The sequence below is a fragment of the Streptomyces sp. NPDC050508 genome, from assembly GCF_040655155.1.
In the GTDB taxonomy this organism is placed as follows: Bacteria; Actinomycetota; Actinomycetes; order Streptomycetales; family Streptomycetaceae; genus Streptomyces.
The window spans coordinates 108,948-125,358 of the sequence record NZ_JBFAJJ010000012.1 but is presented as its reverse complement, the minus strand read 5'-3'; the positions used below and the strand labels follow the sequence as shown (position 1 = coordinate 125,358).

18 protein-coding genes are annotated in these 16,411 nt (G+C 68.8%); 13 read left to right on the top strand and 5 right to left on the bottom strand.

The window, feature by feature from the left end; translation table 11 throughout:
* Positions 1 to 33: 33 nt before the first annotated feature.
* Entirely contained in the window at positions 34 to 1,335 is a 1,302-nt protein-coding gene (locus AB0I69_RS31055) for a glycosyltransferase family 4 protein (protein ID WP_363099045.1), read from the top strand.
* Here the strand turns inward: AB0I69_RS31055 and AB0I69_RS31050 are convergent.
* Genes AB0I69_RS31050 through AB0I69_RS31035 form a run of 4 tightly spaced genes read right to left on the bottom strand, consistent with a single transcriptional unit; the run spans position 1,265 to position 5,948 of the window.
* Positions 1,265 to 3,388 carry a glycogen debranching N-terminal domain-containing protein gene (locus AB0I69_RS31050; RefSeq protein ID WP_363099044.1) on the bottom strand — a complete coding sequence of 708 codons (2,124 nt, stop codon included), beginning with the start codon at positions 3,386 to 3,388 and terminating at the stop codon, positions 1,265 to 1,267. The genes AB0I69_RS31055 and AB0I69_RS31050 overlap by 71 nt on opposite strands.
* A gap of 29 nt (positions 3,389 to 3,417) precedes the next feature.
* The gene (locus tag AB0I69_RS31045) at positions 3,418 to 4,134 is read right to left on the bottom strand and encodes an ABC transporter permease (protein ID WP_363099217.1); all 717 of its coding nucleotides are present in this window, start codon (positions 4,132 to 4,134) and stop codon (positions 3,418 to 3,420) included.
* 47 nt (positions 4,135 to 4,181) lie between these two features.
* Positions 4,182 to 5,105: an ABC transporter ATP-binding protein gene (locus AB0I69_RS31040; protein WP_363099043.1), complete on the bottom strand. Its 924-nt coding sequence runs from the start codon at positions 5,103 to 5,105 to the stop codon at positions 4,182 to 4,184.
* A 30-nt stretch (positions 5,106 to 5,135) separates the two neighbouring features.
* The gene (locus tag AB0I69_RS31035; protein WP_363099042.1) at positions 5,136 to 5,948 is read right to left on the bottom strand and encodes an AAC(3) family N-acetyltransferase; all 813 of its coding nucleotides are present in this window, start codon (positions 5,946 to 5,948) and stop codon (positions 5,136 to 5,138) included.
* Positions 5,949 to 6,107: 159 nt separating this feature from the next.
* Here AB0I69_RS31035 and AB0I69_RS31030 point away from each other — a divergent pair, with 159 nt between their 5' ends.
* The 9 genes from AB0I69_RS31030 to AB0I69_RS30990 all read left to right on the top strand — a co-directional run bounded on the left by AB0I69_RS31030 (position 6,108) and on the right by AB0I69_RS30990 (position 13,113).
* On the top strand, positions 6,108 to 6,839 hold the full coding sequence (locus AB0I69_RS31030; protein WP_363099041.1) for a metalloregulator ArsR/SmtB family transcription factor: 732 nt from the start codon (positions 6,108 to 6,110) through the stop codon (positions 6,837 to 6,839).
* Positions 6,836 to 8,260: a Fe-S cluster assembly protein SufB gene (sufB, locus tag AB0I69_RS31025; RefSeq protein WP_363099040.1), complete on the top strand. Its 1,425-nt coding sequence runs from the start codon at positions 6,836 to 6,838 to the stop codon at positions 8,258 to 8,260. The genes AB0I69_RS31030 and sufB overlap by 4 nt, the downstream gene beginning before the upstream one ends.
* A gap of 62 nt (positions 8,261 to 8,322) precedes the next feature.
* A complete protein-coding gene (gene sufD / locus AB0I69_RS31020; protein WP_363099039.1) occupies positions 8,323 to 9,504 on the top strand; it encodes a Fe-S cluster assembly protein SufD in 1,182 nt (393 codons plus the stop codon).
* Entirely contained in the window at positions 9,504 to 9,821 is a 318-nt protein-coding gene (locus tag AB0I69_RS31015; protein ID WP_262062027.1) for a non-heme iron oxygenase ferredoxin subunit, read from the top strand. Before sufD ends, AB0I69_RS31015 begins: the two co-directional genes overlap by 1 nt.
* A gap of 7 nt (positions 9,822 to 9,828) precedes the next feature.
* Positions 9,829 to 10,593, top strand: a complete 765-nt coding sequence (gene sufC / locus AB0I69_RS31010) for a Fe-S cluster assembly ATPase SufC (RefSeq protein WP_363099038.1) — start codon at positions 9,829 to 9,831, stop codon at positions 10,591 to 10,593.
* Positions 10,590 to 11,864, top strand: coding sequence for a cysteine desulfurase (locus AB0I69_RS31005; RefSeq protein WP_363099037.1), 1,275 nt, complete (start codon positions 10,590 to 10,592; stop codon positions 11,862 to 11,864). The genes sufC and AB0I69_RS31005 overlap by 4 nt, the downstream gene beginning before the upstream one ends.
* Before the next feature lie 18 nt (positions 11,865 to 11,882).
* Positions 11,883 to 12,356 carry a Fe-S cluster assembly sulfur transfer protein SufU gene (gene sufU, locus AB0I69_RS31000; RefSeq protein WP_363099036.1) on the top strand — a complete coding sequence of 158 codons (474 nt, stop codon included), beginning with the start codon at positions 11,883 to 11,885 and terminating at the stop codon, positions 12,354 to 12,356.
* A complete protein-coding gene (locus tag AB0I69_RS30995; protein ID WP_363099035.1) occupies positions 12,353 to 12,691 on the top strand; it encodes a metal-sulfur cluster assembly factor in 339 nt (112 codons plus the stop codon). Before sufU ends, AB0I69_RS30995 begins: the two co-directional genes overlap by 4 nt.
* 38 nt (positions 12,692 to 12,729) lie before the next feature.
* On the top strand, positions 12,730 to 13,113 hold the full coding sequence (locus AB0I69_RS30990) for a VOC family protein (protein ID WP_363099034.1): 384 nt from the start codon (positions 12,730 to 12,732) through the stop codon (positions 13,111 to 13,113).
* On the opposite strand, the gene AB0I69_RS30985 is transcribed toward AB0I69_RS30990, so the two are convergent.
* Positions 13,110 to 13,961, bottom strand: coding sequence for an AbfB domain-containing protein (locus tag AB0I69_RS30985; protein WP_363099033.1), 852 nt, complete (start codon positions 13,959 to 13,961; stop codon positions 13,110 to 13,112). The genes AB0I69_RS30990 and AB0I69_RS30985 overlap by 4 nt on opposite strands.
* A gap of 215 nt (positions 13,962 to 14,176) precedes the next feature.
* Here AB0I69_RS30985 and AB0I69_RS30980 point away from each other — a divergent pair, with 215 nt between their 5' ends.
* The 3 genes from AB0I69_RS30980 to AB0I69_RS30970 all read left to right on the top strand — a co-directional run bounded on the left by AB0I69_RS30980 (position 14,177) and on the right by AB0I69_RS30970 (position 16,410).
* Complete coding sequence (locus tag AB0I69_RS30980; RefSeq protein WP_363099032.1) at positions 14,177 to 14,497, top strand: multidrug efflux SMR transporter; 321 nt, start codon at positions 14,177 to 14,179, stop codon at positions 14,495 to 14,497.
* Complete coding sequence (locus AB0I69_RS30975; protein ID WP_363099031.1) at positions 14,497 to 15,117, top strand: TetR family transcriptional regulator; 621 nt, start codon at positions 14,497 to 14,499, stop codon at positions 15,115 to 15,117. Before AB0I69_RS30980 ends, AB0I69_RS30975 begins: the two co-directional genes overlap by 1 nt.
* Positions 15,118 to 15,804: 687 nt before the next feature.
* Positions 15,805 to 16,410, top strand: a complete 606-nt coding sequence (locus AB0I69_RS30970) for a sigma-70 family RNA polymerase sigma factor (protein ID WP_363099030.1) — start codon at positions 15,805 to 15,807, stop codon at positions 16,408 to 16,410.
* Position 16,411: the final 1 nt, after the last annotated feature.

Sequence of the window (16,411 nt, the reverse complement as noted above, 5' to 3'; positions counted from 1 at the left end):
CCGAGCACGGTGGCCAGTGCGCCGGAGGCGGCAATGGGGCAGGCGAGCGGTTTCCAGACCCCGAAAAGGCTGAACATCGCCTTTGTCCACTGGGCGTTCCCGCCCACGGTCGGCGGGGTCGAGTCCTACCTGTGGAACTGCTCCCGGCTGCTGGCCGGACTCGGCCACCGGGTGACGGTGTTCACGGGGACACCAGGGGCCAGGACGCCCCCGGTGGACGGGGTTGAGGTGCTGTACCACCCCGGCCTCGATCTGTCCCGGGTCACCGAGGGTCGGGAGGAAAGGGAGTCCCTGCGGGACTGGTTCCGGGCCGAACTGACCGCACGGGACATCCGGTTGGTGCACGGTCACAATCTGCACCATTTCTCCGCGGCGCCCGCCGAGGCCCTGCTCGACCTGCGCGATGCGCTGGGGCTGGTGCTGCTGCACACGTATCACAGCATCTGGGAGAAGCCTGAGAACGTCGCCCCGGCCGAGGCGTGCGGCCGGTTCGACGCGCACTTCGCGGTCTCCGACTTCCTCAGGGGTGCCTGTTCGGAGGTGCTGAGCGTGCACTGTGCGAAACCCATGTATCTGGGGATCGACACGGAGTCCTATCTGCGGGTACCCGAGCTTTCCGACCCGAAGGAGGGTGAGGCGGTCGCCATTCTTCTGCCGGCCCGGCTCATTCCCAACAAGGGTGCCGAACTGGCTGTGAAAGCCTTGGCCAAGGTTATTGGGGAGGATCTTCCGGTTCGGCCGTACCTGGTTCTCATGGATACGCCGGACTCGGTCGATTTCCACGGTGAGAAAGTCGGATTTCGGGCTTCCGTGCGCACGCTCGCAAAAACTCTTGAAATTCTCGATCGGGTGCGCTTCGAACGAGCCGGTGTGGATGGAATGACTGATATGTACCGCGGGGCGCGGGTCGTGATCTGCCCGTCCACGTTCGCGGAACCCATGGGGCTCGCGGCACTGGAAGCGATGTGCGCGGCGCGTCCCGTTATCGCCACCAAGGTGGGCGGTCTCTCGGAGGGAATCGGTACGGACGGTGTGTCCGGCTTCCTCGTGGATCCCAAGGACGCCGACGACCTCGCCGGACGCATCGCCGAGCTGCTTCGCTCCCCCCAACTGGCCTGGTCCGTCGGCAACGCGGCGCGGAAGAGGGTGCAGGAGGAGTTCGACCTCGAAGCCCGCTGTCTGCCGCCACTGGTCTTGGCGTACGGCGACGCGCTTGCCGGTATCCCCTTCCACAGGCGGCTGCGCGGATTCCTCACCCGTCGGCTCATTCGACGACGTAGCTCCAGCCCCCGGGCAGCCCGGTCACGTCCACCCCGCCCGAGCGGTCCGCGCTGATCGTGAGCGTGTGTCCGGCCAGTCGCACCCCCTCGGCGCGCAGCGGCCCGAACTGCTCCGGCGGCATGGGGCTGATCCGCAGGGTGCGGCTCGGGACGTCCGGGCGCAGCCCGAGGAGTGCGCCCAGCAGCGCCACTCCGGACGCCGCGGACCAGCCCTGCGGGCGGCAGGCCGCGGGGTAGGCGAGGGGAGCGGGTGATCCCGGGGTGCGGTCATCGCCGCCGTACAGTTCCGGCATCCGGTATCCGAAGCGGGTTGCCGCGTCCAGGAGGCCGTCTGCAAGGAGATACGCCTCCTCGTGGCAGCCTGTCGCGCACAACCCCTGGATCGCTATCGCCGTGTCGTGGGTCCACACCGAACCGCCGTGGTAGCTCATCGGGTTGAAGCCCGGGAGCTTCGAGGAGCGGCTGCGCAGGCCCCAGCCGGAGTTCAGTTCCCCGGAGGCGAGCCAGGCCGCGACGTCACGGGAGCCGGCCGGGTCGAGGATGCCGGTGGACAGCAACTGGCCCATGTTGGACGCGGGGCCGCTGATCCGGGTGAGGTCGCGGCCGACGGCGATGGCCACGTAGCGGGGTGCCGGACCGTCCGGCGACGGCAGCCAGAACGCGTCGGCGAAGCGCTTTCGCAGCGACTGCGCCCACGCGTGCAACCGCTCGGCCTGCTCGTGGCGGCCACGGGCCGACAGCAGCTCGGCCAGCCCGCTCGCCGCCTGGTAGGCGTACCCCTGCACCTCGCACAGGGCCAGAGGCGGCTCGATACGGCGGCCCGCCGCGTCCCGGACCGCGTCCTCGCTGTCCTTCCACGACTGGTGGTGCAGTCCGCCGGCGCGCGAGTAGTAGCGCAGGAAGCCGTCCTCGTCGCCGTCGCTCGTCTTCACCACCCACTCCATGGCCCGCTCCGCGTACGGCAGCAGCGCGTCCACCTCCGCGTCCGGCAGCCCCCAGTGCCAGGCCTCCACCAACAGGGTCACGAAGAGCGGGGTCGCGTCCACCGAGCCGTAGTAGCGCGACGGCACGCGCAGGCCGTGGCCGTGTTCGGAGTCGGCCTGGCGCAGTTCGTGCAGGATCCGTCCCGGGGCCTCCTCGCGGGTCTCGTCGTCCACCGTGCCCTGGCGGCGCGCCAGCGCCCACAGGGTGCCGCGCGCCAGGTCCGTGCCCAGCGGCAGCAGCATCCGTGCCGACCAGATCGAGTCGCGGCCGAACAGCGTCAGGTACCAGGGGCAGCCCGCCGCGACGAACTGGTCCTCGGGACCGTCCGGGGCTGTTCGCTCGGGGTCCGCCAAGCGCAGCGCGCGCAGATCGCCCAGGCCCTGGCGCACCAGCTCCACCAGCCGGCGGTCGCCTTCCACGACGGGTTCGGCCCAGGGCGCCGCGGAGCGGGGAGCGTCGGGGTGGCCGGGCGGGGCAGGAACCGCTCCGCCCTCGACGGTCAGCCGGATCTGCCGACTCTCGCCGGGCCGCAACGTGATCCTGGGCCAGGTGAGGGTGCCGCCCTCGGGGGCCACGGCGATCTCCGGCGCGATGGTCTCTTTGTCCACGACACGCACCTCGGCCCGGCCGGTGGGCGTCTGCCAGTCCAGGCCGACGGCGTCGGACGTGGTCGTGCAAGGCGCGGAGGTTCCCGAATCGCCGCGCTTCACCACGGCGATGTCCGCGAGGTCGGTCGCCAGAGCCAGCTCGACGTGTAATCGGCGGGTGACCGTGCCGACATTGCGCAGCAGGACGGTCTCTCCCGCACCGGCGGTGCGTACGCGTTCGACGATCACGGTGGGATCGTCCGTACCGCCCCCGGGATAGCGGTGGATCGCGGTGAACCGCACCTCGTCGGGGCCGAGCGGCTGCACTCCGATCGGCTCGGGCTCCCGTCCGTCGATCAGCAGGCACACGGTGTGCAGCAGCCTGCGGTCGTGGCCGTAGAACCCGTCGGCGCGCAGACCGCGCAACTGCCCGTCCCGGGGTGACACGGCGAACGCCGGAGCCGCGACGCAGATCACCACGTCGTGCAGCAGCGGTTGTAGGGCGCGCGCAGTCTGAGGTTCCGCCGTCTTGACCACGGAGCGACTCTTCCCGCTCCGTACGAACGTCACTCCCAGCGGAAGAACCTCCCGGCCGCCGTCAGCCCCACGACCGCCCACACCCCCAGAATCCCCAGGTCCCCCCACGGCATCCCGGCCCCGTGCTGCAACACGTCCCGCAACCCGTCCGAAAGGGCCGAGATCGGCAGCAGCCCCAGCACGTCCTGGACCCCCGACGGGTACTTGTCCATCGGCACGATCACCCCGCCGCCGACCAGCAGCAGCAGGAAGACCAGGTTGGCCGCGGCCAGCGTCGCCTCCGCCTTCAGCGTGCCCGCCATCAGGAGGCCCAGGCCCGAGAAGGCCGCCGTGCCGAGGACCAGGAGCAGGAACACAGCGAGGGGGTTGCCGTGCGGGGACCAGCCCAGGGCGAAGGCGATCGCCGTCAGCAGGATGATCTGGAGGATCTCCGTGACCAGGACCGACGCCGTCTTCGCGGTCATCAGGCCCCAGCGGGGGAGCGGGGAGGACGCGAGGCGCTTCAGGACGCCGTAGCGGCGTTCGAAGCCCGTCGCGATGGCCTGGCCCGTGAACGCCGTCGACATCACGGCGAGGGCGAGGATGCCCGGGGCGAGGAAGTCGACGGACTTGCCCTTGCCGGTGTCGACGATGTCCACCGAGCTGAACAGGACCAGGAGGAGGGTCGGGATCACGACCGTCAGCAGTAGCTGCTCGCCGTTCCGTAGGAGCATCTTCGTTTCGAGGGCCGCCTGCGCCGCGATCATGCGGGGGAGGGGTGCCGCCCCTGGCGCGGGCGTGTAGGTCGCCGTGGTCACGAGCGCAGCTCCTTGCCGGTGAGTTCCAGGAACACGTCCTCCAGGGTGTGCCGTTCGACCGAGATCTTCTCCGGCATCACCCCGTGCTGCGCACACCACGAGGCGACCGTGGCCAGCAGTTGCGGGTCGACCTTGCCGCCGACGCGGTAGGAGCCCGGGGTCAGTTCGGCGGCCGTGGAGTCGGCCGGGAGGGCCTTCAGCAGGGAGCCGACGTCGAGGCCGGGGCGGCCGGTGAAGCGGAGGGTGTTCTCGGCGCCGCCGCGGCACAGGTCCTCGGGGGAGCCCTGCGCGATGACCTTGCCGGCGTCGATGATCGCGACGTCGTCGGCGAGTTGCTCGGCCTCGTCCATGTGGTGGGTCGTGAGGATCACCGAAACGCCGTCCGTGCGCAGGTCCCTGACCAGGTCCCAGGTGGCGTGGCGGGCCTGGGGGTCCAGGCCCGCCGTCGGCTCGTCCAGGAAGACCAGTTCCGGGCGGCCTACGACGGCCATCGCCAGCGCGAGGCGCTGCTGCTGGCCGCCGGACAGGCGGCGGTACGTCGTGCGGCCGCAGCTGCCGAGGCCCAGGCGCTCGATGAGCGCGTCCACGTCCAGCGGGTGCGCGTGCAGCTTGGCGATGTGGCGGAGCATCTCGTCGGCGCGGGCGCCCGAGTAGACACCGCCGGACTGGAGCATCACGCCGATCCTGGGGCGCAGCGCGGCGGACTCACGGACCGGGTCGAGGCCCAGGACGCGCACCGTGCCGGAGTCCGGCTTCCGGTACCCCTCGCAGGTCTCGACCGTGGTCGTCTTGCCCGCCCCGTTGGGACCCAGCACCGCGGTGACACCCGCATCGGCCACCAGGTCGAGGCCGTTCACCGCGGTCTTCGTGCCGTACCGCTTCACCAGGGCCTGGACCTGGAGCACGGGCTCACTTCGCATGGGCCCGAGTCTAGGTAGCCCGACCTTGTCTCAGAGCGGCGGGTGCAGGATCTCCTCCTCACGGGGGCGGTGAAGTGGCAGCCAGCGTTCCGCGTAGGCCACGGCGTCCGCCACCGGGAACAGTCGTGCGTCGGCCGCGCCCACCCGCCCCCGTACGACCGGACGGTCCCGTTCGAAGTCGTGGCCCAGTTCGTCGAAGCGGTCGGAGGAGATCGACACCTCGGTCACCGTCTCCCAGCCGTCCGGTCCCGGGCGGCCGATCGGGACCGGCGGGGACGGGATGCGGTACTCAGCGAGATGGAAGCTCGTGCAGGCGTCGTAGCCCGCGCCGAGCAGCAGCACGCGCGCGTGGAGGGCCTCCAGGCGGGCCAGCGGGCTGCGCTCGCCGAGCCGGCAGTCGGTCGCGTGGCCTGCGACGATCTCGCCCGCGCGCGGGCCGAGCGCCGCGAAGGAGGTCTGCGGGTGCGCGGAGCGTTCGGCGCCGGGCCAGGTGCGGACGGTCTCCGGGACGATGCCGACGCCGCGTGAGGGCGTGACGAGGGGGTCGTAGGACGGCATGGAGGTGCGGATGGTGTCCCACCACTCGCGGGGGACCGGCGGGTTTCCCCAGTGGGCCGGGTCCGAGAGGTCGCCGGTCTGGGTGGGGACGACCAGGGTGCCCTCCGGGGTGAGGGCGTCTAGGAGTCCCTGGACGAGCGACACGGCGCCTCCGCAGACCCATCCGAGGGAGCTGAGGGAGGTGTGCGCGAGGAGGATCTCACCGGGGCGGACGCCCAGCTCGCGCAGTTGTGCGGCGACTGTGTCCCGGGTGGCAAGTGGGCCGGTGGGAGGGGGTGTGGACATGGTCGGGAGTGTCCTCGAAGGGGGTCGGTGGCACCAGTGAATTGATCGATCAAAGATCGTTTTCGCAGGTCAGATTAGGTAAACCTAAGTGATGTAGCGCACCGTCCATCGGTCGGGCGCGGGTTGTCAGGCTCTGAGGAATTACGCAACAATGGCGTTGTGAAATACGTTGGCGAGGCCCCGCAGGAGGAACTCGCGACCGGTGAGCGGTCCACCCGCAACCGTGTCGCGCGCTCCATCCTGGACCACGGCCCGTCGACCGTGGCCGACCTCGCAGGCCGACTGGGGCTGACCCAGGCCGCCGTACGCCGTCATCTCGACGCACTCGTCGCCGACGACGTCGTGGAAGCACGTGAGCAGCGGATCTACGGAGCGCGCACGCGCGGCCGTCCCGCCAAGGTGTTCGCCCTGACCGACTGCGGTCGCGACGCCTTCGACCAGTCCTACGACAAGCTCGCCGCGGACGCGCTGCGCTGGATCGCGCAGCGTGAGGGCGGGGACGAGGCCGTCGTCGCCTTCGCCCGTGACCGCATGGCCGCCCAGGCCGTCGCGTACAGCAAGGTCGTCGAGGCCGCCGCCCCCGAGGATCGCGCGGAAGCCCTGGCCAAGGCCCTGAGCGTGGACGGGTACGCTGCTACGGCGCGTAGCGCACCGGTCGGTGAGCAGCTCTGCCAGCACCACTGCCCCGTCGCCCATGTCGCCGAGCAGTTTCCGCAGCTGTGCGAGGCGGAGACCGAGCTCTTCTCCCAGCTGCTCGGCACCCATGTCCAGCGGCTGGCCACCATCGCCCACGGCGACGGCGTGTGCACGACGTTCATTCCGAAGAATTCCAAGACCGTTCCTGATCTACCCAACGCATCCGCGAGTACCGCCGGGAGGAACCCCGCATGACGCTCCCCATCGAGGAGACTGCCCACCCCGAGCTTGAGGGTCTGGGCACGTACGAATACGGCTGGGCCGACTCCGACGTGGCCGGTGCCTCCGCCAAGCGCGGCATCAACGAGGACGTCGTCCGGGACATCTCCGGCAAGAAGAGCGAGCCGGAGTGGATGACCAAGCTCCGCCTCAAGGGCCTGCGCCTGTTCGAGAAGAAGCCCATGCCGAACTGGGGCTCCGACCTCTCCGGCATCGACTTCGACAACATCAAGTACTTCGTGCGTTCCACGGAGAAGCAGGCGGAGTCCTGGGAGGACCTGCCCGAGGACATCAAGAACACGTACGACAAGCTCGGCATCCCCGAGGCGGAGAAGCAGCGCCTCGTCGCCGGTGTCGCCGCGCAGTACGAGTCCGAGGTCGTCTACCACCAGATCCGTGAGGACCTGGAGGAGCAGGGCGTCATCTTCCTCGACACCGACACCGCGCTGAAGCAGCACCCGGAGCTCTTCAAGGAGTACTTCGGCACCGTCATCCCGGTCGGCGACAACAAGTTCGCCTCGCTGAACAGCGCCGTGTGGTCCGGCGGTTCCTTCATCTACGTGCCGAAGGGCGTGCAGGTCGAGATCCCCCTGCAGGCGTACTTCCGGATCAACACGGAGAACATGGGCCAGTTCGAGCGGACCCTGATCATCGTCGACGAGGGTGCCTACGTGCACTACGTCGAGGGTTGTACGGCCCCGATCTACAAGTCGGACTCGCTGCACAGCGCGGTCGTCGAGATCATCGTCAAGAAGAACGCCCGCTGCCGTTACACGACCATCCAGAACTGGTCGAACAACGTCTACAACCTGGTCACCAAGCGCGCCGTCGCCTACGAGGGCGCGACCATGGAGTGGATCGACGGCAACATCGGCTCCAAGGTGACGATGAAGTACCCGGCCGTCTACCTCATGGGCGAGCACGCCAAGGGCGAGACCCTCTCCATCGCCTTCGCGGGCGAGGGCCAGCACCAGGACGCCGGCTCCAAGATGGTCCACATGGCGCCGAACACGTCCTCCAACATCGTCTCCAAGTCGGTGGCGCGCGGCGGCGGTCGTACGTCCTACCGCGGTCTCGTCGAGATCGGCGAGGGTGCCCACGGCTCCAAGTCGAACGTGCTCTGCGACGCGCTGCTCGTCGACACGATCTCCCGCTCGGACACGTACCCGTACGTGGACGTCCGCGAGGACGACGTGTCCATGGGCCACGAGGCGACCGTCTCCAAGGTCAGCGACGACCAGCTCTTCTACCTGATGAGCCGGGGCATGACCGAGTTCGAGGCGATGGCGATGATCGTGCGCGGCTTCGTCGAGCCGATCGCCAAGGAACTGCCCATGGAGTACGCGCTCGAACTCAACCGGCTGATCGAGCTGCAGATGGAAGGCTCGGTCGGTTAAGACCGGTCCTTCCGCAAGTAGCCAGCGAATTCTGATGCAGGAAAGAGAGCAGACCGACAGCCATGGCTGAGGCTCAGAGTATTCCGGTGGGCTCCACCACCGCCGGCGCGGTGGCCGTTGCCGCCGAGTCGACCGTCGCCACGCGCATGAGCGCGCCCCCGTCCTTCGACGTGGCGGACTTCCCGGTCCCCCACGGCCGCGAGGAGGAGTGGCGGTTCACCCCGCTGGAGCGCCTGCGCGGACTGCACGACGGCACCGCGGTCGCCACCGGCGACGGCGTGAAGGTCGCCATCGGGGCCCCGGAAGGGGTCACCGTGGAGACCGTCGGCCGTGACGACGCGCGACTCGGCAAGGCGGGCACCCCGGTGGACCGGGTGGCCGCCCAGGCCTACTCGTCCTTCGAGAAGGCCTCGGTCGTCACCGTTCCCAAGGAGACGGTCCTCACCGAGCCGATCCGCATCGTCGTGCACGGCGAGGGCGGGGTCGCCTACGGCCACCAGGTCATCGAGCTGGGAGCCTTCGCCGAGGCCGTCGTCGTCATCGACCACACCGGAGACGCGGTCCTCGCGGCCAACGTCGACTACGTCCTCGGTGACGGCGCCAAGCTGACCGTCGTCTCCGTCCAGGACTGGGACGACAAGGCCGTACACGTCGGCCAGCACAACGCGCTGATCGGCCGCGACGCCACCTTCAAGTCGTTCGTCGTCACCTTCGGCGGCGACCTCGTACGACTGCACCCGCGCGTGGCCTACGCCGGACCCGGCGGCGAGGCCGAGCTGTTCGGCCTGTACTTCACGGACGCCGGCCAACACCAGGAGCACCGCCTCCTCGTCGACCACAACGTCCCGCACTGCAAGTCCAACGCCGTCTACAAGGGCGCGCTCCAGGGCGAGGGCGCCCACGCCGTCTGGATCGGCGACGTGCTCATCGAGGCCACGGCCGAGGGCACCGACACGTACGAGATGAACCGCAACCTCGTGCTGACCGACGGCGCCCGGGTCGACTCCGTGCCGAACCTGGAGATCGAGACCGGCGAGATCGTCGGCGCCGGACACGCCTCCGCGACCGGCCGCTTCGACGACGAGCAGCTCTTCTACCTGATGGCCCGCGGCATCCCCGCCGACGACGCCCGCCGACTGGTGGTCCGCGGCTTCTTCGCCGAGCTGGTCCAGCAGATCGGTGTCGCCGACATCCAGGAGCGGCTGCTGGAGAAGATCGACGCGGAGCTGGAGGCGTCGGTCTGATGTCGTTCGTACGCGCCTGTGGGCTGAGCGAGCTGGAGGAGGACACCCCGAAACGGGTGGAACTCGACGGCACGCCGGTCTCGGTCGTCCGTACCGCGGGAGAGGTGTTCGCGATCAACGACATCTGCTCGCACGCGAACGTCTCGCTCTCCGAGGGCGAGGTGGAGGACTGTCAAATCGAGTGCTGGCTGCACGGCTCCGCGTTCGACCTGCGCACCGGCAAGCCGTCCGGCCTTCCCGCCACGCGCCCCGTACCCGTTTACCCCGTAAAGATCGAAGGGGACGACGTGCTCGTCTCCCTCACCCAGGAGTCCTGAGGAACCCATGGCAACGCTTGAAATCCACGACCTGCACGTCACCGTCGAGGCCGACAACGCCACGAAGGAGATCCTCAAGGGCGTCGACCTCACCGTGAAGCAGGGCGAGACCCACGCCATCATGGGCCCGAACGGCTCCGGCAAGTCGACCCTCGCCTACTCGCTCGCGGGCCACCCGAAGTACACGATCACCGGCGGCACCGTCACCCTCGACGGCGAGGACGTCCTGGAGATGTCCGTCGACGAGCGCGCCCGCGCCGGCCTCTTCCTCGCGATGCAGTACCCGGTCGAGGTCCCCGGCGTCTCCGTCTCCAACTTCCTCCGTACGTCCGCCACGGCGATCCGTGGCGAGGCCCCCAAGCTGCGTACCTGGGTGAAGGAAGTCAAGGAGACCATGGAGCGCCTCTCCATGGACCCCGCCTTCGCCGAGCGCAACGTCAACGAGGGCTTCTCCGGCGGTGAGAAGAAGCGCCACGAGATCCTTCAGCTGGAGCTGCTCAAGCCGAAGATCGCGATCCTCGACGAGACCGACTCCGGCCTGGACGTCGACGCCCTGCGCGTCGTCTCCGAGGGCGTCAACCGCGTCCGCGAGACCGGCGAGGTCGGCACCCTGCTGATCACGCACTACACGCGCATCCTGCGCTACATCAAGCCCGACTTCGTGCACGTCTTCTCCGGCGGCAAGATCGTCGAGTCCGGCGGCGCCGAGCTCGCCGACAAACTGGAGGACGAGGGCTACGAGGCTTACACGAAGGGTGGCGTATCCGCGTGACGCAGACGCCGGGCCTCCTCACGAGTTCTTCTCAGCTGCTCGACGAGGCGATCCGCAAGGACTTCCCCATCCTGGACCGCACGGTCCACGACGGTAAGAAGCTCGTGTACCTGGACAACGCGGCGACCTCGCAGAAGCCGCGCCAGGTGCTGGACGCCCTGAACGAGTACTACGAGCGCTACAACGCCAACGTCCACCGCGGTGTGCATGTGCTCGCCGAGGAGGCCACGGCGCTGTACGAGGGCGCGCGCGACAAGGTCGCCACCTTCATCAACGCGCCCAGCCGCGACGAGGTGATCTTCACCAAGAACGCCTCCGAGTCGCTCAACCTCGTTGCCAACATGCTGGGTTGGGCCGACGAGCCCTACCGCGTGGACCACGAGACCGAGATCGTCATCACGGAGATGGAGCACCACTCCAACATCGTGCCGTGGCAGCTGCTCTCGCAGCGCACCGGCGCGAAGCTGAAGTGGTTCGGCCTCACGGACGACGGCCGGCTGGACCTCTCGAACATAGAAGAGGTCATCACGGAGAAGACGAAGATCGTCTCCTTCGTGCTGGTGTCCAACATCCTGGGCACGGTCAACCCGGTCGAGAAGATCGTGCGCCGCGCGCAGGAGGTCGGGGCCCTGGTCCTGATCGACGCCTCGCAGGCCGCACCGCACATGCCACTGGACGTCCAGGCCCTCCAGGCCGACTTCGTGGCCTTCACCGGCCACAAGATGTGCGGCCCGACGGGCATCGGTGTGCTGTGGGGCCGCCAGGAGCTGCTCGAAGACCTCCCCCCGTTCCTGGGCGGCGGCGAGATGATCGAGACGGTGTCGATGCACTCGTCGACATACGCCCCGGCGCCGCACAAGTTCGAGGCGGGCACCCCGCCGATCGCGCAGGCGGTCGGTCTGGGCGCGGCGATCGACTACCTGTCGGCCATCGGCATGGACAAGATCCTCGCCCATGAGCACGCGCTCACGGAGTACGCGGTGAAGCGCCTGCTGGACGTCCCCGACCTGCGGATCATCGGCCCCACCACGGCCGAGGACCGGGGCGCGGCGATCTCCTTCACGCTCGGTGACATCCACCCGCACGACGTGGGCCAGGTACTGGACGAGGAAGGTATCGCGGTCCGGGTCGGCCACCACTGCGCACGACCCGTCTGCCTCCGCTACGGAATTCCTGCGACCACGCGAGCGTCGTTCTATCTGTACTCCACGCCGGCCGAGATCGACGCACTGGTCGACGGTCTGGAGCACGTACGGAACTTCTTCGGCTGAGGGACGTGAACTGAGACCGTGAAGCTGGATTCGATGTACCAGGAAGTCATCCTGGATCACTACAAGCACCCGCACGGGCGGGGCTTGCGGGATGGCGACGCCGAGGTGCACCACGTCAACCCGACATGCGGCGACGAGATCACGTTGCGCGTGAAGTACGACGGCACGACGATCAGCGACGTCTCGTACGAGGGCCAGGGCTGCTCCATCAGCCAGGCATCGGCCTCCGTACTGAACGACCTCCTCGTCGGCAAGGAGCTGTCCGAGGCGCAGAAGATCCAGGAGACCTTCCTGGAGCTGATGCAGTCCAAGGGCAGGATCGAGCCCGACGACGCGATGGAGGAGGTGCTGGAGGACGCGATTGCGTTCGCCGGTGTCTCCAAGTACCCGGCACGTGTGAAGTGCGCCCTCCTGAGCTGGATGGCGTGGAAGGACGCGACGGCCCAGGCCCTGGGCGGAGCCGACGCCGACGCGGAAAGGAAGACGGCATGAGCGACACCGAGACCATGGAGATCAAGCCCGCCTCCGAGGAGGAGGTCCGCGAGGCCCTGCTCGACGTCGTCGACCCCGAACTGGGTATCGACGTCATCAACCTCGGCCTCATCTACGGCGTTCACATCGACGACGCGAACATCGCGACCATCGACATGACGCTGACCTCGGCGGCCTGCCCGCTGACGGACGTCATCGAGGACCAGGCCAGGTCCGCCACGGACGGCCTCGTCAACGAACTCCGCATCAACTGGGTCTGGATGCCGCCGTGGGGCCCGGACAAGATCACGGACGACGGGCGGGATCAGCTTCGGGCGTTGGGGTTCAACGTCTGAGCCTGCTGACTCACCGGAAACGGCCATACCTTTGGGGTATGGCCGTTTCTCTGCATCACGTCGTCATCGACACGCACGATCTGCCCGGGCTCGCCCGCTTCTGGTGCGGGGTGCTCGACTGGCGGATTCTCTCGGAGCGGGAACGCGAAGTCGTCATCGGGCCTGGGGAGTTCGCGGAGACGGGGATCTGCTTCATGCCGGTGAGCGGCCCGAAGACCGTCAAGAACCGGCTGCACTTCGACCTCGCCCCCGACGACCAGGAGGCCGAGGTCGAGCGGATTCTCGCGCTGGGTGCGCGGCGGGTCGACGTCGGACAGGGCGAGGCCGTGGGCTGGGTGGTGCTCGCGGACCCGGAGGGCAACGAGTTCTGCGTACTGCGGCCCAAGGCCTCGCTGATCGCTTTTCGAGACGTGTCCGCCTAGTTGAGCCCGGCCACCAGCCGGAACGCCGAATCCGACCGGTACAGGCTGCTGTTCTGGTAGCGGTCCAGCTTGAGTTGGAAGTTCTGGTGGCGGAGGAAACGGCCCGGGTAGTTGACCGACTCCAGCATCACCGCTCCGGAGTCGGGCGACGCGCGGGGGCAGAAGGTGGCGTCCTGTTTGAAGAGGGACGAGCCGTCGTTGCGTTCCGCGCGGAGGACGAAGTTGCGGTGACGGAGGTAGGTGCCGTCGGCCGTCGCGAAGGAGTAACAGGAGCTCTTCGCCAGGCCCTTGACCAGTTTGAAGGTGGCGGCGCGGCGGGCCGCGGCGGAGCTGACCGGGTTGAGCTTGACGAAGTCGCCGCTCACCTGCCAGTAGCGGTCCGGGTAGTTGACCGAGCGGACCGATCTCCAGGTGGTCGAGGAACTCGACGAGCCGGACGAACTCCCGTGGGACGACGTCGACTTGGAGGGTGCGGGCGCCTTCGTCGAGGGTGAGGGAGTGGAGCTGTGTTCCGTGGCGGCGGTCGAGGTGGTGGGCGCCTTCGCGGAGGCCGGCGTGTGCTCGTCGGGCGTGGGCGTGCTCTTCGTCGACGGTGAGGCGAACGAGAGCAGGCCGGGACCGTCGGCACTGTCGGGTGTGTTCTGATCCGCCTGCTTCATATGTGACTTGTCGTCAGCATCCTTGTCCGTCACGACAATTGCCGTGACGCACGTGACGATCGTGGTGACGGCGAGAGCTCCGGCCAGCCAGAGCCGGCGGGTTCCGGGGGCCCGGGAGCTGTCGGGGGTCCAGCCGTTCTCCCAGGGGGTGTTGTGCGGGGAAGGGGGCTGGGACGTGCTGTCTGGCATGCGCTGTTCCTCCAGCGGCGCCCATGGCGACGGCCGTGACCGTAAGAGCCAGGTGTGTGAACGGTGAAACAGTAGTGGAGGGAGGGGGCTCCGAGCAGCCGTTTCAGTGAGCGGTTTCTACGAGATTCCCGGGTCCGTGTGTCACGTAGAGGCACTCACGTGACGTATGGGACTTCACGTCCACTGTGCCGGTGCCGTTATGTACACTCGTACACATGGGATTCCTGATGCTCCTCACGGCGATCGCCGCGGAGGTGGGCGGCACCACCGCCATGAAGTTCAGCCACGGCTTCAGCCGGCTGTGGCCGTCGGTCCTCACGGTCGTCGGATACGTGCTGTCCTTCGCGCTGCTCGCGCAGACGCTGAAGTCGATGTCGGTGGGTACGGCCTACGCGATCTGGGCCGGCCTCGGCACCGCGGCCATCGTGGGGATCGGGACGGTGTTCCTGGGTGAGGGCATGACCCTCGCGAAGGCCGTCGGCATCGCGCTGATCATCGTCGGGGTCGTGGTCCTCAACCTGGGCGGCGCGCACTGATGGCTCGGCGTTACGACCCCGAGCGGCGTCAGCGGATCATCGACGCGGCGATCCGGGTGGTCGGGGAGAAGGGCATCGCGGGCCTCAGCCACCGTTCCGTCGCCGCCGAGGCCGATGTGCCGCTCGGCTCGACGACGTACCACTTCACGACCCTCGACGAACTGATGGTCGCCGCACTGCGCCAGGCCAACGAGGCCTTCGCCAAGGTGATCGCCTCGCGAGGTGGTCTTGAGGACCCGCGCACCGACCTGGCCGGGGAGTTGGCCGGCTGGATGGGGGAGTGGCTCGCGGGCGACCGCACGGGCGTCGAGCTGGAGTACGAGCTGTACCTGGCCGCCCTGCGCCGCCCCGCGCTGCGCCCCGTCGCCGACGAGTGGACCCGCGACCTCGCCGAGCAACTGGCCCGGCGGACGGACCCGGTGACCGCGCGAGCGCTCGTCGCGCTGATCGACGGGATCTGTCTGCAGGTGCTGTTGACGGACGCGGTGTATGACGAGCGGTATGCGCGGGAGGTGTTGGGGCGGGTGATTCTGGGGGCGGGGCCTGGGCCTGGGCCTGGGGTTGGAGCTGGGTCTGGGGCTGGGGTCGGCGTCGAGGTCCAGGTCAGGTCCGGGGGCTGAGGGCAGGTCCGGATCCGGGGCCGGGACTGAGGGGGAGGGCTGAGGTGCTTGCGCGCGCCATGCCCGGTACCCGCTGCACCCCTTAGTGACTTCACCGGCCTCTCCGTGAAGTGGCTACCCCCTGCGACGTGTTCGGCCTACTCGTGAAGTCGCCGCCCCTCGCGACCACTTCGCCCCTCCCCTTGAACTCGCCGGTCCCCTCCGCGACCGCGTCAGCCTCCTCGTGGACTTGTCGGCCCCATGACTTCTGTGGCCTCCGCGATCCCTCCCGCTTTTCGATGACCTCTTCGCCCCCTGAACCAGCCAGCCGACGCGACCACTTCAGCCTCCCCATGAACTCTCCGGCCCTCGCCGTGAGTCCGCCGGCCTCACGCGACTACTTCAGCCTCCCGATGACCTCTTCGCTCTCCGCTCTCTCCCCAGCCTCTCCGCGAACTTTCCGGCCCTCGCCGTGAATCCGCCGCCCTCCCGCGACCACTCAGCCTCCCCATGACCTCTTCGCCCCCCGCTCCCTCCCCAGCCTCTCGGTGAACTCTCCAGTCCCCCATGGCCTCTCCGGCCCCCGCGCGACTTTCGTCGGCCTACCGTGAACTCTCCGCCCCCCACCGGGTAACAGCAGGCGACACCGCACCACTCGGCACTGGTGAACCGTCGGCACTGACGAACCGGAATGAATGGGGGAGCCTTGTGAGTGGACCACCGTCAGCCGCGGCGCGGGGTGGCGACGATGCGGAGGTTGTTGCCCGGTCGTTGGAGGAGCCGGAGTTGTTCGCCCTGCTCTATGACCGGTACGCGGCGGACATTCACCGGTACGCGGCGCGGCGGTTGGGGGACGGTGCGGCCGATGACGTCACCGCCGACACGTTTCTCGCGGCGTTTCGCATCCGGTCGCGGTACGACCTGAGTCGGGCCAACGCGCGCCCCTGGCTCTACGGCATCGCGGGCAACCTCATCGGCAAGCAGCGCCGTACCGAAGTGCGGGCGCTCAAGGCCTTGGCCCGCACCGGGCGTGACCCCGTCGCCGCGTCCTGGGGGGAGTCCTGGGTCGAGGACACCGACAGTCGGATCGCCGCGCAGGGGCCGCTCGCCGGTGCCCTCGCCGCGCTGTCGGCGGGCGACCGGAACGTGCTGCTGCTCGTCGCCTGGGCCGACCTCACCTACCAGGAGGTCGCCGAGGCGCTGGGCATCCCGGTCGGCACCGTCCGTTCCCGGCTCAACCGGGCGCGGCGCAAGGTACGTACGGCGCTCGGCGCCGATCCCGCATTCGTGAACGACGCGGCGGAGGTGGCATAGC

Excerpts from the sequence above, each read along its gene's own strand:
- AB0I69_RS30990 (WP_363099034.1), top strand. The coding sequence starts at position 12,730 with ATGGCCGTTTCTCTGCATCACGTCGTCATCGACACGCACGATCTGCCC.
- AB0I69_RS30995 (WP_363099035.1), top strand. The coding sequence starts at position 12,353 with ATGAGCGACACCGAGACCATGGAGATCAAGCCCGCCTCCGAGGAGGAG.
- AB0I69_RS31015 (WP_262062027.1), top strand. The coding sequence starts at position 9,504 with ATGTCGTTCGTACGCGCCTGTGGGCTGAGCGAGCTGGAGGAGGACACC.
- sufC (WP_363099038.1), top strand. The coding sequence starts at position 9,829 with ATGGCAACGCTTGAAATCCACGACCTGCACGTCACCGTCGAGGCCGAC.
- AB0I69_RS30985 (WP_363099033.1), bottom strand. The coding sequence starts at position 13,961 with ATGCCAGACAGCACGTCCCAGCCCCCTTCCCCGCACAACACCCCCTGG.
- AB0I69_RS31045 (WP_363099217.1), bottom strand. The coding sequence starts at position 4,134 with ATGATCGCGGCGCAGGCGGCCCTCGAAACGAAGATGCTCCTACGGAAC.
- AB0I69_RS31040 (WP_363099043.1), bottom strand. The coding sequence starts at position 5,105 with ATGCGAAGTGAGCCCGTGCTCCAGGTCCAGGCCCTGGTGAAGCGGTAC.
- AB0I69_RS30975 (WP_363099031.1), top strand. The coding sequence starts at position 14,497 with ATGGCTCGGCGTTACGACCCCGAGCGGCGTCAGCGGATCATCGACGCG.
- AB0I69_RS31035 (WP_363099042.1), bottom strand. The coding sequence starts at position 5,948 with ATGTCCACACCCCCTCCCACCGGCCCACTTGCCACCCGGGACACAGTC.
- AB0I69_RS30980 (WP_363099032.1), top strand. The coding sequence starts at position 14,177 with ATGGGATTCCTGATGCTCCTCACGGCGATCGCCGCGGAGGTGGGCGGC.
- AB0I69_RS31055 (WP_363099045.1), top strand. The coding sequence starts at position 34 with ATGGGGCAGGCGAGCGGTTTCCAGACCCCGAAAAGGCTGAACATCGCC.
- sufB (WP_363099040.1), top strand. The coding sequence starts at position 6,836 with ATGACGCTCCCCATCGAGGAGACTGCCCACCCCGAGCTTGAGGGTCTG.
- sufD (WP_363099039.1), top strand. The coding sequence starts at position 8,323 with ATGGCTGAGGCTCAGAGTATTCCGGTGGGCTCCACCACCGCCGGCGCG.